Source organism: Collimonas arenae, assembly GCF_000786695.1.
In the GTDB taxonomy this organism is placed as follows: Bacteria; Pseudomonadota; Gammaproteobacteria; order Burkholderiales; family Burkholderiaceae_D; genus Collimonas; species Collimonas arenae_A.
This window is the reverse complement of record NZ_CP009962.1, coordinates 153884-168703: the sequence shown is the minus strand read 5'-3', so window position 1 is coordinate 168703 and position 14820 is coordinate 153884. Positions and strand designations below refer to the sequence as shown.

The window sequence follows — 14820 nt, the reverse complement described above, 5'->3', positions numbered from 1 at the left end:
TGACAGTATTCTTGTAGGGCGCCTCACGGTAAACTGGCGGCAATGCAAATTAGTTGCGCGTTCGCCGCTTTTGAGTTCTCCGCAGAACAACAAGATAAGGAAAAAACATCGTTTAAGGCCTTAAAACAAGGCTGTACAAGAGCTTTGCGACGTCTACGTGATATCCTAAGCGTTCTAAAACACACCGCATTATTTGTTGTCAATGAATACACCTGTTGCTGCTTCTACCCCCAACCCTGTTCAAACTGCTCGCGTTCTGCTCAAGGAACTCCAGGAAAAATTCGCAGTATTTCGCGATTACCTGCCGCTTGCCATCGGCATCGACAAGCAACTCATCGCGCAATCGCCTGAAATTAACCGCAAGACTTTGCGTATCGCCCTGGGCATGCACACCAACTCGCTGCGCTACCTGAAGGGGATGGAAAAGGCCACGCACCGTTTCGATCTCGAAGGCAATAGCACAGACGAAGTCACCGACGTGCACCGCACCCACGCTACCGAGACTTTGCGCGAACGTTTCAAGAAAAATGCGGAACAGCGCAAGCTGCAACGCGCCGCCGAAGCCGCTCAATTGGCGGCCGAAAAGGCAGCGCAGCAGCATGCGGAAAAGCTGAACCAGCTTACTGCGAAATTCTCTCGCAACCGCTGATATAGCAAGGCTGGCTTGCGCAAGGCCAGCCTGGTAGCATCGCCGGCGGTGTTCGGAAGGCCTGGCGCCCACCCGCCCAACTTCAGGCAATGTTAACGATACCAGCGGTTTGATGCCATCTTGCCGCTGGCCATACGCCGACCATCCCCCCTCTCTTACTCCCCTTCATCACGCATTAGCCCAAACCGGGCTGGCCTGGCTCTCTCGCGTTGCGCTACAAGAATCTCCCGGCCTATTTATGCGTCAGTCGCCAGATCCAGTTGGCGTCAGCATCGGCTTTTGCATTTTCTTCACCCGAAGGACAATACCGGGACGGCGTCGCCTTTCCCAGTGTCGCGTTATAGGCACTCCTGTTGTTTCTATTGATTTTTCTTTGTGCTGCGCGTCGCGTGTAACCATCCCCAAAGGCGGCGATGACGTCCAGCATTTCCAGCAATTCGCCGCCAATGCCCTGCTCGCTCGCCATCTGCCGCCAGACGCAGGCTTGATTCCAGCGCATGAACCGCACATAAACGGTTTGCCAGCGGCCGAACTCAGGCGGCAGCGCCGACCATTTGGCATTCCTGGTGGCTACCCACAGAACCGCCCGGAAAAACAGGCGGTTGTCGCGGCCGCTGGCACCCGGGTCGTTCTCGCCGCCGAGCAATAAAGGTTGCAGTTGCTGCCAATGCTTTTCTTGAAGATCCATAGCGCGTTCTGATAATGGCCATTAAATTTGACCACTCCATTCTTGATCATTTCGCGCAAAAAATGCATAAGGGATTTCTGAAATCTGCGAGTGCAGACGATACCAGAGCTATTTAATCAGCTTGAGTATTTCGCGGAATCGGGGATGTTCGCTGTTGCCCATCCATTCAAACATGAGCATTTCGCTGGTGACGATTTCCGCGCCGACGGCGCGGGCGCGTTCGATGGCGGCAGCCTTGTCGCCAGCCTGGCGCGAGCCGACGGCGTCGCTGACCAGCTTTACATGGCGCTGGCGGTGCAATAGGCCCAGTACCGTTTGCAAGACGCAGACGTGTGCTTCGCAGCCAAGCACCACCAGTTCGTCGCAGCCATTCTCTGTAGCAGCAAGAAATTCCGGTTGCGCACATGCATCGAAACTCGATTTCTCTATGGTCTGGTCCAGCAATGCATCAATCGATGGCACTGTGCGTCCCAGGCGCAAGGGCTGCTGCGCCGTACCGATCACAGGAATATCCAGCAAGCGCGCGGCTTGCGCCAGCAGCACGGCACGCCGCAAGACATGCGCGCCGTCGCCGATCACAGGCATCAGCTTTTCTTGCAAGTCGATAACCAGCAAGGTGGAACGCGAGGCGTTACTGAGATAAGACATCGGCCAGGCTGCACATTGATTTAGACATACCGGTTTTATACCACGCCGCGCGCTTTCCTATCCGCACGGCGCATGTAGTCCGACTCAGACTCTTTCCAGCACCAGCGCAATTCCCTGGCCAACGCCGATGCACATGGTGCACAGCGCGTAGCGTCCCTTTATCCGCTGCAATTGATTGACCGCCGTAGTCGCCAGCCGCGCACCGGAAGCGCCGAGCGGATGGCCGAGCGCAATTGCACCGCCATTCGGATTGACGCGTGGGTCATCGTCGCGCAAGCCGAGCTGCCGCAGCACGGCCAGTCCTTGCGCCGCGAAGGCTTCGTTCAGCTCGATCACGTCGAACTGATCCAGCGTCAGCCCGCTCAGCGCCAGTACCTTCAAGGTGGCAGGCGCCGGACCAATGCCCATGATGCGCGGCGCTACGCCGGCGGTCGCCATCGCCACTATCCTGGCCTTCGGCGTCAGGCCGTATCGGGCGGCGTTGACTTCATCGGCCAGCAGCAAGGCGCAGGCGCCATCGTTGACGCCGGAAGCATTGCCGGCAGTGACGCTGCCATCCGGCCTGACCACCGGCTTCAGTTTGGCCAGCGCATCCAGGCTGGTGGCGCGCGGATGCTCATCCTTGCTGACGATGATCGCCTCGCCCTTTTTCTGTGCGATCGTCACGGGCGTGATTTCATTGTCGAAATACCCAGCCTCTTGCGCGGCGACTGTTTTCATCTGGCTAGCCAGCGCCATCAGGTCCTGGTCGGCACGGCTGATGCCGAATTCGGCAGCAACGTTTTCGGCGGTTTCCGGCATCGAATCGACGCCATACTGCTGCTTCATCAGCGCATTGATAAAACGCCAGCCGATGGTGGTGTCTTCCATTTTGGCGCTGCGGGAAAATGCACTCTCTGCCTTCGCCATCACAAACGGCGCGCGGCTCATGCTCTCGACACCGCCGGCAATCATCAACCCAGCCTCTCCACTCTTGATGGCGCGCGCCGCCGTGCCCAAGGCATCCAGGCCCGAGCCGCACAGGCGATTGAGCGTGGCCCCCGGCACCTCCAACGGCAGGCCGGCCAGCAATGCCGACATGCGCGCCACATTGCGATTATCTTCCCCTGCCTGGTTGGCGCAGCCATAGATGACGTCTGCCACCGCTTGCCAGTCGACCTCAGGATTACGCGCCATCAGCGCACGGATGGGCACGGCGCCCAGATCATCGGCACGCACGCTGGATAGTGCGCCGCCGTAGCGACCGAAGGGGGTGCGTTGGGCATCGCAAATGAAAGCTTGGGGCATGGTATCTCCTGAATCAGTTAATTAGCACTGAGCAACACTACGCATCACTGCGCAACACGGCGTCGTCAATGCGCCTTGATGAGCGTTACCGCGGTCAGTTTCTGCAGCTCATCGAATGACAAGCCGTCGACGATGGCGGTTACCTTGGCGCCTTCTGAAGTGAGATCGATCACTGCCAGGTCGGTATAGATCCGGCTCACGCAGGCGATGCCCGTGAGCGGATAGGTGCAATTGTCGACCAGCTTGCTTTCGCCAGTCTTGGTCAGATGCTCCATCATCACATAGGTTTTCTTTGCGCCTATCGCCAGATCCATGGCGCCACCCACCGCCGGAATCGCATCAGCGGCGCCGGTGTGCCAGTTGGCAAGGTCACCGCCTGCGGACACCTGGAACGCCCCCAGCACGCAGACATCCAGATGGCCGCCGCGCATCATGGCGAAGCTGTCGGCGTGATGAAAGTAGCAGCCGCCGGGCAGCAAGGTCACTGGCTGCTTGCCTGCATTGATCAGGTCGTAGTCCTCTTCGCCTTCAGCGGGCGCCGGACCCATGCCGATGACGCCATTTTCGCTATGCAAGATCACTTCACGGCCGGCCGGCAGCTGATTCGCCACCAGCGTCGGCAAGCCGATGCCGAGATTGACCACCGCGCCGTCCGGAATATCCTGCGCCACGCGCGCCGCCATCTGTTCTCTGCTCCATTTGTTCATACTGTTCTCCGCTAGCTTATGCTTGCTTGTTTGCTTACTTATTTGCTTGTTTGAATCCGGCCGGGCCGGTGGCGCTGCGCGGCACTTGCACCACGCGCTGCACGTAGAGTCCCGGCGTGACGACGCTCTCGGGATCGAGGCTGCCCAGTTCCACAATTTCGTGCACCGAGGCGATCGTCACCTTGGCTGCGCTGGCCATGATCGGGCCGAAATTGCGCGCCGTCTTGCGGTAGGTCAGGTTGCCCCAGCGGTCGCCCGCCTCAGCCTTGATGAGGGCGAAGTCGGCGTGAATCGGATGTTCCAGCACATACATCTTGCCGTTGATTTCGCGGGTTTCCTTGCCGTCGGCCAGTTGCGTGCCGTAACCGGTCGGCGTGAAGAAGGCGCCGATGCCGGCGCTGGCGGCGCGTATCCGCTCTGCAAGGTTACCCTGCGGGACCAGCTCCAGTTCGATTGCGCCGGCGCGGTACAAACCGTCGAACACCTGTGAATCAGCCTGGCGCGGGAAAGAACAGATGATTTTGCGCACCCGCCCGGCCTTGAGCAGCGCCGCCAGCCCCGTTTCTCCGTTGCCGGCGTTGTTGTTGACGATGACCAGCTCGCGCGCACCCTGCACAATCAGGGCATCGATCAGTTCTGCCGGCTGGCCGGCGCCGCCGAAGCCGCCGATCATGACCGTGGCGCCGTCATGAATATTGGCCAGGGCTTGTTCTACCGAAGGGATAATTTTGTTGATCATGGCTCTCTACGAACATTTCAGTTGAAAATCACAATAAAGTTCTTATAATGAACAAATATTCGTATAAAGAACTTATCTGAAAAGAATAGTCAGCTGACAGATCAATGTCAACCGCTGATTTGTTGCGTCCGTGCGCCTGCAATTGGCTCTTAATGAAAGATGAACATGCCGCATCCATCCGATCACGACGACCCCAAGCCCGGCGACAGCTACGTCCAGTCATTCGCACGCGGACTCGCCGTGCTGCGCAGCTTCGGCGCCGATGCGCCGGCGCAAACGCTGACCGAAGTCGCGGCCAGCGCAGAGCTGACCCGGGCCGGCGCACGGCGCATACTGCTGACCCTGCTGCACCTTGGCTATGTCGAGATGGACGGACGCCTGTTCCGCCTGACGCCGAAAGTGCTGGAGCTGGGATTTGCCTACCTGTCGTCGCTGCCAGTATGGACGCAGGCGCAACCGGTGATGGAAGACCTGGTGCAGAGCCTGCGCCAGTCCTGCTCCGCCGCTGTGCTGGACGGCGACGAGATTGTCTATGTGCTGCGAGTGCCTGCACACAAGATCATGTCGATCAACCTGGGCGTCGGCAGCCGTTTGCCGGCTTATTCGACTTCGCTGGGACGGGTGCTGCTGGCGGGACTGCCGGACGACATCGTGCAGCAACGGCTGGTTTCGGCGTCATTGCCGGCGCATACGCCGCATACCGTCACCGATCCGCAACGCCTGTACGAGATCATCCGCCAGGTACGGATACAAGGCTGGTGCCAGGTCAACGAAGAACTGGAGCCGGGACTGGTGTCGATGGCGGCGCCGGTAGTCGACCGCAACGGGCGTGTGGTGGCGGCCATCAACATCAGCGGCCAGGTAAATAATCCGCCGCCTGCGCAGTTGCTGGAACATTGTTTGCCGATGCTGCTGGCGGCGGCGGCCAAAATCAACTTGCTGGTGCGGGCGCAAAAATAGCGTTGGCAATTGATTCAACGGATTCGACGGATTCAACGCTTGATTAGTGATGGCGTACCAGCGTCTGTTTCGGCAACTCGCCGAAACGCTGGCGATAGTAGGCGGAGAAGCGCCCCATATGGGCAAAGCCGAATTCAAAAGCGGTTTCGGTGACCGTCGCTGCCGGCTGCTCCAGCAATCGCCGGCGCGCTGCATCCAGCCGTATGTTGCGCAGCAAATCCATGGGCGCCACGCCATGATGCCGGTGGCACAAGATATTCAGTCCGCGCACGCTGACGCCGGTCGCACGCGCCAGATCGGCCAGCGTTACCGGCGCGCATAAGCGCGCTTGAATATAGTTCTCCAATGCTTCCAGCTGCCTGAATTTTCCGTGATCGCCAATCTCGGCAGCCGATTGCTTGCCGGTGTCCGCGAGCGCCGACGACACTGATCCCGGCGCCAGTTGCGACCAAAGAAATTCGACCGCCCCGCGCTCAAAATGATTGATCCATTCCGTATGGCTGGCCGCGGGAGCAGGCAAGCCCAGCACCCCGAGCAAGGACTGCATCAACAGTTCCCAATGCGATGCCACTTGCTGCGGCAGCAACAACAGGGAAGGCGTCCCGGCCAGATCGACATCGCGGCGCAAGTCGATTTCAGAAAACAGCGCCACCGGCACTTTCAATATCAATTGCTCCGAGCCGGCCTGCCACCACAGCCGCAAATTGCGCTTGGGCGCAATCACCGCCGCCTGGCCTTGCGGGATACGTATTTTCTGCCCGTCCGCTTCAATTTCGGCAACTCCGCTCAAGGTCATGTGCACCAACACAAACCCCTGGAACAGGGTCGGCCTGACCACGACTTCAGCGCCATACTTCAGCATGAATATCTGTAGCTGGCGTATGGTCGCCTTGAACAGCGCGGTATCGACGTTATCGCCCTTCCAGTAAAGGTCATGCGCGGACAGCTCACGCGCCACCTGGACATGGCAATCGACCTTTTCGCTGGACTGGAATACGCGGCGCCGGTACAGCGGCGCCAGGCTAACTGACTGGCTATGCATATCAACCTCGTTTAGACCTCGGATGTATATAGTCACTGGCTTTCGCGCATAGTGTAAGCCTTGCCGCAGAAAACGTACAATATTGATTCTGTCGCCCACTATGCTCGGGAGGTATATTGGAACTTCGTCATCTCAAGTATTTCAGTGCGCTTGCCAGCGAACTGAATTTCAGCCGTGCCGCCGAGCGCTTGCACATTGCACAGCCGCCGCTGAGCCGGCAAATCCGCCAGCTGGAAGAAATAATCGGCGTCGAGCTGGTCGACCGCGCGTCGCGCCCCATTGCGCTGACCAAGGCCGGCAAGTTCTTCTACGAACAAACGGTGCAAGTGCTGTCGCGCATCGACGAAATCCAGGCGGCCACGCAGCGTATCGGCAGCGGCCAGCAACACTGGTTCAGCATCGGTTTCGTGCCGTCTACGCTATATGGCTTGCTGCCGGAACTGATCAAGCGCTTTCGCCAGGACAATCCCAGCATCGAGGTCGGCTTTTCAGAGCTGATCACGATGGAGCAAACCGAGGCGCTGAAATCGGGGCGCATCGATGTCGGCTTCGGCCGTCTGCATATCGATGACCCTGACATTGTTTGCCAGACCATTATCGAAGAACCTTTGGTCGCGGTATTTCCGATCGGTCATCCGCTCTCGAAAAAAGCCAAAGTGACGCTGACCCAGCTGGCTGCCGAAAATTTCATCCTGTACCCGGCTAAACCACGCCCCAGCTACGCCGACCAGGTACTGAAAATCTTTGCAGAGAAAGGCCTCAGGCCGGCGATCGTCAAGGAAGCCAACGAAATGCAAACCGCCATCGGTCTGGTCGCCGCCGGCGTCGGCGTGGCGCTGGTGCCGGCATCGGTGCAGGGCTTGCATCGGGCCGATGTGGTCTATCGTCCGCTTTCCAACAAGGGCGTATTCTCGCCCGTGATCATGAATTTTCGGGCTAATGACAATTCACCGGCGCTGCAAAACTTCCGCTCGCTGGTGGCCGGGATTGCGCCAACACTCACGCCAGAAAATCCTGCAACAGACGATTGAAACCCTCGCTCGCTTCGATATTCGACAAGTGCGATGCCGGCAACTCGGCATAGCTGGCATCGCCTATGCGGCTTTGCATGAAGCGGGCGTCGACGGTGGTCGTCACCGGATCATGCAGGCCGGCGATCAGCAAAGTCGGCGTTGTGATTGCGGCAATCTCCTCCCGCAAATCTGCGCCAGCCAATGCCTGGCAGCAGCTGGCGTAACCAGCCGGCGAACAATCACGCAAGCTCTGCACATATTGCGCAACCTGGTCCGGCGCCTGCGCAATAAAAGCAGGCGTAAACCAGCGGCCGGCAGCGCCGTCGGCGACACCGTCCATGCCGTCGGCCAGTACCTGTTGTGCACGGGCATGCCAGCCTTCCGCCGTACCTATGCGCGCCGCACTGTTGGCGATCACCAGCTTTTCCAGTCGCGATGGCGCATGAATACCTAGCCACATACCGGTCATGCCAGCCATGGAGATGCCGCAAAAGCCGACTTTCTCTATCGCCAGTGCATCCAGCAAGCGCAGCACATCGTTGCCCAGTTGCGGCAATGCGTAAGGGCCGGTCGATACTGTCGACTGACCATGGCCGCGCGTGTCGTATCGCAGTACCCGGTAACGCTGTTGCAGGAAGCGCGCTTGCCGGTCCCACATCGCCATAGTGGTACCTAACGAATTCGCAAGCATGACGACCGGTGCGCCGGCGGGGCCATCCAGGGTATAGGCAAAGTTCTCGGCGCCAAGTGTCAATATTTGCATTCGGCGGGCTCTTTATGCGCTGGCTCTCGGCCGCACTATTTCAGCGTGCGGCAAGGCTGGCCGGTCGACATGCAAGGTGAAATTGAAATCGATCGAAGAGAACGGCGCGCTGACCTGATACGCATCCAGGATAGCCGGATCGGTGACGCGCACCAACGCGGGTACCAGGCCTTCGCGGGTGGCGAAAGCGAAATCATCCCATAGCAACGGATCGCCTTCGATGTTGATCTGCGTGGTCAGTTTGCGATGACCTGGCGCGGAAACGAAGAAATGGATATGCGCAGGCCGTGAACCGTGGCGTCCCAGCTGCTTCAACAGCGCGTCGGTTGCGCCGTTCGGCGGCACGCTATAACCCAGCGGCACCACGCTGCGGAAACGATAACGGCCTTGTGCATCGGTGCGTATGCTGCGGCGCAGGTTGAAAGCCGGCTGACTCTGGTCAAAGTGGGAATAGCCGCCCAGATGATTCGCATGCCAGACTTCTACCAGCGCGCCGGCCAGCGGCTTGCCGCCATCATCCAGCACCTGGCCTTGCATGAACAGCACCTCGCCCGGTTCGCTGCCGTTGTCGAGTCTTGCTTCGCCCAGTGTTTCCGGCGCACCGGCGACATATAGCGGGCCCTCGATGGTACGCGGGGTGCCGCCGACGACGCCGGCGCGGGCTTCCGCTTCATCCATGCGCAGATCCAGGAAATGTTCGAATCCCAGGCCGGCGGCAATCAGGCCGTACTCGCCGGAGCGGCCGGCTTCGGTCAGGTAATTGACGGCTACCCAGAATTCCTCCGGCTGCACATCCAGGTCCTCTATCGTATAAAACAAATCTTGCACGATGCGATTGACGATTTCCTTGGTGCGCGGATTGCCTTTGGCCGTTTCCGTGTCACGAATTTTTTTCAGCACCGCATTGATAGCGTTCTTGTCCATGTTGTCTCCTCAAACGTTGAATAGGTATTGGGTGGGTTAGTTCAACAAGCCAGCAATCAGCGCTCGTCCGCGTGGATGGAAGACGGGTGGCGGCACAAGGCTTCCACCTCGATCGTCATGTAGGGAAATAGCGGCAAGGACGTCAGCAAATCGTGCAGTTCGCTTGCACTGTCGACATCGAAGATGCTGATATTGGCGTACTGGCCGACGATGCGCCACAAATGCCGCCATTTGCCAGAATGCTGCAAGGCCTGCGCCAGTTCGCGCTCGGTTCTTTTCAATTCGTCGGCAGTTGCCTTCGGCATGTCTGCCGGCAGCCGGACATCCATTCGTACCTTGAATAACATATTGTCTCCTTGGTCTTTACATCATGATAGGGCGAATACGCTGGCGGCCTTCTTGTCGCGCCGCAGGAAATTCAGGCGGTCCTGGTCGAGCGCGATGCCCAAACCCGGGGTCGCCGGCAACTGCAAACAGAAATCTTTGTACACCAGCGGCGTCTGCAAAATTTCTTCTGTCAACAACAAGGGACCGAACAGCTCGGTGCCCCACGCTAGCGTTGAAAAACCGGCAAACAACTGAGCCGAGGCAATCGTGCCGATGGCGCCTTCCAGCATGGTGCCGCCGTAGAGATCGATATGTGCCGCCTCGGCAATCGCCGCTACCTGCTTGGCGCCGCTAAGGCCGCCCGATTGGGTGATCTTGACGGCAAACACGTCAACTGCGTGACGGCGCGCCAACGCCATGGCGTCAACCGCGCCATGCAGGGCTTCATCGGCCATCAGGGGAATGCTGCTTTTAGCGCGCAGATGGCGCATGCCATCGTGGTTTTTCGCTGCAATCGGCTGCTCTGCCAGATCCACTCCAGCCTGCGCCAGCAAGGCCATACCCAGCATGGCTTCGGTTTCGCTCCAGGCCTGGTTGACATCGACCCGGACGCTGGCGCGGTCGCCGAGCGCGCGCTTGATCGCCGCCACGTGCGCCACATCTTCCCGCACCGAGCGTAAGCCGATCTTCAGCTTGAAAATATTGTGACGGCGCAGGTCCAGCATCTTTTCAGCTTCGGCGATATCGCGTCCGGTATCGCCGCTGGCAAGCGTCCAGGCTACCGGCACGGAATCCCGCAGGCGGCCGCCGAACAGTTCGCTGAGCGGCACGCCAAGGCGCTGGGCCTGCGCGTCGTACAAGGCCGTCTCGATTGCACATTTGGCAAAGCGGTTATCCTGCACGGTGCTGCGAATCAGCGCCATCAGCTGTGCAATACGGCTGGCGTCGCGCCCCGTCAGCAAAGGCGCGATATACGTATCGATGTTGATCTTGATGCTTTCCGGACTTTCCCCGCCATAAGCGAGGCCGCCGATGGTAGTGGCTTCACCCCAGCCGCTGACGCCGTCGTTGCTGTCTATTCGCAGCAACACCAGGGTCTGGTGATGCATGGTCGCCATCGACAGCTTGTGCGGGCGGACGGTCGGCACGTCCACCAGCATGACTTCTATTTTTTCAATGACAGGATTCATTATTATGATCTCAATTCGGCGATCTCAGGTCTAGTTCCTCATCATAGAAACAGAGCCGCGCCCCTGTCCAAGACCATTTTTGAAGGCTTCCATACCGCCAGAGTATGGAGGGACGAGTTTGCAAAATTCGGATAGTGGACATCATCAATCATGCAAGCGGCGGCTATTGCGTGGCGCTGCATTTGCCTACTATTAACCGAGCAGCGGCACGCCGCCAATTGACAAAAATACCGAAGGAAACATGATGGAAGAGACAACCATTCAAAGCAGGCCGCCCGGCTACGCCCCTTTAGTGCAGTTTCCGCGCAACGACGGCTCGCGCACTCCCTACAAAGTATTCAGCGCACAGGAAGTCTACGATCTGGAACAGGAACGCATCTTCCGCGGGCCGGTCTGGAGTTTCCTGGCGCTGGAAGCGGAGATTCCCAACAACGGCGATTTCAAGAGCACTTTCATCGGCGACACGCCGGTAGTGGTCACTCGCACCGACGACGGCACGCTGGCGGCCTGGGTCAACAAGTGCGCGCACCGTGGCGCGATGGTATGCCGCACCCCGCGTGGCAATGCCAGTTCGCACAGCTGCGCCTATCACCAATGGAGTTTCGATTCGCGCGGCAACCTGCAGGGCGTGCCATTCCGGCGTGGACAAAAAGGCATGAGCGGCATGCCCAAGGATTTCGATCCGAAATGCCATGGCCTGCGCCAGTTGCGGGTAGACAGCTATCGCGGCCTGGTATTCGCTACTTTCAGCGAAATCGTCGAACCGCTGGCTGACTATATAGGCGCTGAAATGCGTCCCTGGATCGACCGCATTTTCCACAAGCCCATCGTCTATCTGGGCTGCACCCGCCAGTATTCGAAGTCGAACTGGAAGCTGTACCTGGAAAACGTCAAGGATCCGTATCACGCCAGTCTGCTGCATCTGTTCCATACCACCTTCAATATCTTCCGGGTCGGCATGAAGGCGCGCTCGCTGGCGGATAAGCGGCACGGTTTGCACAGCATCATCACCGCCACCAAGAACGAAACTGAAACGTCGGACGCCTACAAGCAGCAAGCTATCCGCTCCTTTGACGAGGGTTTTACGCTGGAAGACGATTCGGTGCTGGGACAGATCAAGGAATACGAGGAAATGACGACCAATCATATCCAGCCGATCTTTCCGCAACTGGTGGTGCAGCAAATCCACAACACGCTGGTGGCGCGCCAGCTACTGCCGAAAGGGCCGAAGAATTTCGAACTGATTTTCCATTTCTTCGGCTACGCCGACGACACGCCGGAGCTGCGCGCCTTGCGTATCAAGCAAGCCAATCTGGTCGGGCCGGCCGGCTATATCTCGATGGAAGATACCGAGGCGACCGAGTTGGTGCAGCGCGGCACCGTGCGCGATCCCGACGACTGCTCGGTGATGGAAATGGCGAAAGACAATCCAGAGCAGGAAGACACGCTGATTACCGAAGGCCTGATCCGCAAGTTCTGGCTCGGGTATCAAAAACTGATGGGTTTTGAAAAGGCGTAAACCATGGAAAACGCGATGGAAAAAATGATTTTGTGGTTTGAATTGCATCAGTTGCAGGAAGCCTATGTGCACGCACTGGATAATGACCGCCTGGAAGAATGGCCGGAATTTTTCGTTGACGACTGCCTGTATGAAATCATCCCGCGTGAAAACGCCGACGCCAGCCTGCCGATCGGCATCATCTATTGCGACAGCAAACGCATGCTGCGCGACCGCGTTCTGTCGCTGCGACACGCCAACATCTACGAAGCGCACAGCTACCGCCACATGACTTCCGGCCTGATGATCAAACGCATCGACGCCGACACGGTCGAAACCGAATCCAGTTATGTGGTGATACAAACCCTGCAGGATGGCGAATCGCATGTGTACCAGGCCGGCCGCTACCTGGATCGGGTGATCCGAACCGGTGCCGGCTGGCGCTACGCGAAGCGGCGTGTGGTGTACGACACGCTGCGTGTGCAAACCTTGCTGGCAACCCCGATTTGAGAGAGATCATGAGCGCATGGCACGATATCGGCACGGCCGAAGATTTCAACGAGGACGAGCCGGTTGCGGTCATCGCCGGCGGCCAGCCGGTGGCGGTATTCCGCCTCGGCGAAGAACTGTTTGCGTTACGTGATTTATGCACGCATGGCAATGCCAGGCTGTCTGACGGCTATATCGAGGACGGCTGCATTGAATGCCCCTTGCACCAGGGCATGTTCGACATCAAGAGCGGCGCTCCGCGCTGCGCGCCGGTGACCGAGGCGGTACGCAGCTTTCCGGTGCGAGTGGTGGCAGGACGAGTCGAGGTGGAAGTGAGCGCCACGCCGCAACTGCCGCATGAGGCGGCGATCCGGCATGTACAGATGGTGGTTGAAACGGTTCAACGGGCGGCGTCGGATGTCGCTGTCATCCGCCTGCGCGCTGAAGATGCGGCAACGCCCGCGCTGGACTATATCGCCGGCCAGTATGTCGACGTCTTGCTGGCCGATGGCCAGCGGCGCAGCTATTCGATGGCCACTCCGGCCGGCGGCGGCCTGGAATTGCATGTGCGGCACATGCCTGGCGGTTTGTTCAGCGACCAGGTGTTCGCCAGCTTGCGCGCCGGCGACACGCTCAAACTCGAAGGTCCCTGCGGGAGTTTTTTCCTGCGCGACGGCGATCATCCGGTCATCCTGCTGGCCAGCGGCACCGGCTTCGCGCCGATCAAAGCGCTGTTGGAAGACGCGATCAGCAACGGCAGTACGCGCAGCATGTGCCTGTACTGGGGTGGCCGCAGACAGCCGGACCTGTATATGGACGCGCTATGCCGCGGCTGGGCCGAAAGCCTGCCGTGGTTCCGCTATGTGCCGGTGCTGTCGGAACCGGAGCCGCACGGCGGCTGGCAAGGCCGTACCGGCTTCGTCCATCTGGCGGTCATGGAAGATCATGCGGACCTGTCGCAGCACCAGGTGTATGCGTGCGGCGCGCCGGTGGTGGTGGAGGCCGCACGGCGCGATTTCAGCGCCAGTTGCAGCTTACCGGCCACGCATTTTTTTGCCGATGCCTTCCTCTCCAAAGCGGACAGCCGTCCATGAAAGCGCTGTAGTCTTTCAACTAGCGCTCACCTTACGATGGAAGATGACGGCCCGTAGAAAACACGGTATGCGGAAATAAAAAGCATGACTGGCAAGCCGGTAAATCAGTAAGCGACGGTAAAGCGCTGCTTTAGGTGCTTGGGCTGCTCGATTTCGTCCAGCAAGGCAATCGCATAATCTTCCATCGAAATGTGACTTTTTCCTTGCGCGTCTGCCATCAGCTGGTTCTGGCCGACGCGGAATACGCCGGTGCGTTCGCCCGGTGCAAACATGGCTGGCGGCGACAGGAAAGTCCAGTCCACCTCGGTTTCCGCACGCAGATCGTCCAGGAACTGCTTGCCTGGTACGGCTTCCACCTTGTACTCGGCAGGAAAATTCGGGCTATCCAGCAAGGTCACGCCAGGCGCGGTTTCCAGGCTGGCCGCGCCGCCGACCACCAGCAAGCGCTTGACGCCTGCGCTCTTGACGCCTTGCAGCAGCGTTGCTGCTTTCAACACGCTGAACTTGGCGGCGCTGACCACCACGTCTTGACCGCGAATCAATGCCGCCAGTTGCTCCGGCTGGGTGGCGTCGCCCTGACGTAGTTCGACGCCGGCTGGCGCTTTTGCCGGATCTGCGGAACGGGCGATGCCGGTCACGCTGTGGCCGCGCCGTAGCGCCTCGGCGGCAATCCGGGAGCCGGCATTGCCGGTAGCGCCGATGATGGCAATTTTCATGATGGTTTCCTTTAAGTGATGATTAAGAGGCTGTTGCAAACACACCTGGCGTTGTTCCCCTTACTACACCCTCCTAGCCGTACTAC

At 59.1% G+C, this 14820-nt stretch carries 17 protein-coding genes; 6 read left to right on the top strand and 11 right to left on the bottom strand.

Annotated features, from left to right (window positions below; translation table 11 throughout):
• The first annotated feature begins 202 nt into the window (after nt 1-202).
• Nucleotides 203-649 (top strand): ProQ/FINO family protein, encoded by a 447-nt coding sequence (locus LT85_RS00755; protein ID WP_038484115.1) that lies wholly within the window; start codon nt 203-205, stop codon nt 647-649.
• 232 nt (nt 650-881) lie between these two features.
• Here LT85_RS00755 and LT85_RS25110 read toward each other — a convergent pair whose 3' ends face one another.
• From LT85_RS25110 to LT85_RS00730, 5 genes are all read right to left on the bottom strand, one after another.
• Nucleotides 882-1337, bottom strand: coding sequence for a transposase (locus LT85_RS25110; protein WP_052134459.1), 456 nt, complete (start codon nt 1335-1337; stop codon nt 882-884).
• A 108-nt stretch (nt 1338-1445) separates the two neighbouring features.
• Nucleotides 1446-1985: an isochorismatase family protein gene (locus tag LT85_RS00745; protein WP_038484112.1), complete on the bottom strand. Its 540-nt coding sequence runs from the start codon at nt 1983-1985 to the stop codon at nt 1446-1448.
• 84 nt (nt 1986-2069) lie between these two features.
• On the bottom strand, nt 2070-3272 hold the full coding sequence (gene pcaF / locus LT85_RS00740; protein WP_038484109.1) for a 3-oxoadipyl-CoA thiolase: 1203 nt from the start codon (nt 3270-3272) through the stop codon (nt 2070-2072).
• A 65-nt stretch (nt 3273-3337) separates the two neighbouring features.
• Nucleotides 3338-3979, bottom strand: a complete 642-nt coding sequence (locus LT85_RS00735) for a 3-oxoacid CoA-transferase subunit B (RefSeq protein WP_038484106.1) — start codon at nt 3977-3979, stop codon at nt 3338-3340.
• 34 nt (nt 3980-4013) lie between these two features.
• Complete coding sequence (locus LT85_RS00730; RefSeq protein WP_038484103.1) at nt 4014-4718, bottom strand: 3-oxoacid CoA-transferase subunit A; 705 nt, start codon at nt 4716-4718, stop codon at nt 4014-4016.
• A 159-nt stretch (nt 4719-4877) separates the two neighbouring features.
• Between LT85_RS00730 and LT85_RS00725 the strand changes: the two genes are divergently transcribed.
• On the top strand, nt 4878-5678 hold the full coding sequence (locus LT85_RS00725) for an IclR family transcriptional regulator domain-containing protein (RefSeq protein ID WP_038484100.1): 801 nt from the start codon (nt 4878-4880) through the stop codon (nt 5676-5678).
• 43 nt (nt 5679-5721) lie between these two features.
• Here LT85_RS00725 and LT85_RS00720 read toward each other — a convergent pair whose 3' ends face one another.
• Nucleotides 5722-6720, bottom strand: a complete 999-nt coding sequence (locus LT85_RS00720; RefSeq protein WP_038484097.1) for an AraC family transcriptional regulator — start codon at nt 6718-6720, stop codon at nt 5722-5724.
• Nucleotides 6721-6836: 116 nt separating this feature from the next.
• Between LT85_RS00720 and LT85_RS00715 the strand changes: the two genes are divergently transcribed.
• Nucleotides 6837-7751 carry a LysR family transcriptional regulator gene (locus LT85_RS00715; protein WP_052134458.1) on the top strand — a complete coding sequence of 305 codons (915 nt, stop codon included), beginning with the start codon at nt 6837-6839 and terminating at the stop codon, nt 7749-7751.
• Here LT85_RS00715 and pcaD read toward each other — a convergent pair.
• Genes pcaD through LT85_RS00695 form a run of 4 tightly spaced genes read right to left on the bottom strand, consistent with a single transcriptional unit; the run spans nt 7720 to nt 10937 of the window.
• Nucleotides 7720-8496, bottom strand: a complete 777-nt coding sequence (gene pcaD, locus LT85_RS00710; RefSeq protein WP_038484094.1) for a 3-oxoadipate enol-lactonase — start codon at nt 8494-8496, stop codon at nt 7720-7722. The two genes, LT85_RS00715 and pcaD, sit on opposite strands and share 32 nt — an antisense overlap.
• Nucleotides 8497-8508: 12 nt before the next feature.
• Nucleotides 8509-9420 (bottom strand): catechol 1,2-dioxygenase, encoded by a 912-nt coding sequence (gene catA / locus LT85_RS00705; RefSeq protein WP_038484091.1) that lies wholly within the window; start codon nt 9418-9420, stop codon nt 8509-8511.
• Between the two features lie 56 nt (nt 9421-9476).
• Nucleotides 9477-9767: a muconolactone Delta-isomerase gene (gene catC, locus LT85_RS00700; RefSeq protein ID WP_038484088.1), complete on the bottom strand. Its 291-nt coding sequence runs from the start codon at nt 9765-9767 to the stop codon at nt 9477-9479.
• 21 nt (nt 9768-9788) lie between these two features.
• Nucleotides 9789-10937, bottom strand: a complete 1149-nt coding sequence (locus LT85_RS00695; protein ID WP_172656923.1) for a muconate/chloromuconate family cycloisomerase — start codon at nt 10935-10937, stop codon at nt 9789-9791.
• A 241-nt stretch (nt 10938-11178) separates the two neighbouring features.
• On the opposite strand from LT85_RS00695, the gene andAc reads away from it, so the two are divergent.
• From andAc to andAb, 3 genes are read left to right on the top strand one after another with little or no spacing between them, the layout of a single operon-like run.
• The gene (gene andAc, locus LT85_RS00690; protein ID WP_156117385.1) at nt 11179-12456 is read left to right on the top strand and encodes an anthranilate 1,2-dioxygenase large subunit AndAc; all 1278 of its coding nucleotides are present in this window, start codon (nt 11179-11181) and stop codon (nt 12454-12456) included.
• Between the two features lie 15 nt (nt 12457-12471).
• Complete coding sequence (gene andAd, locus LT85_RS00685; RefSeq protein WP_156117384.1) at nt 12472-12945, top strand: anthranilate 1,2-dioxygenase small subunit AndAd; 474 nt, start codon at nt 12472-12474, stop codon at nt 12943-12945.
• A gap of 8 nt (nt 12946-12953) precedes the next feature.
• Complete coding sequence (gene andAb / locus LT85_RS00680) at nt 12954-14018, top strand: anthranilate 1,2-dioxygenase ferredoxin subunit AndAb (protein ID WP_038484077.1); 1065 nt, start codon at nt 12954-12956, stop codon at nt 14016-14018.
• A 104-nt stretch (nt 14019-14122) separates the two neighbouring features.
• Here the strand turns inward: andAb and LT85_RS00675 are convergent, their stop codons facing one another.
• Nucleotides 14123-14734, bottom strand: a complete 612-nt coding sequence (locus LT85_RS00675) for an NAD(P)-dependent oxidoreductase (protein WP_038484073.1) — start codon at nt 14732-14734, stop codon at nt 14123-14125.
• Nucleotides 14735-14820 lie beyond the last annotated feature (86 nt).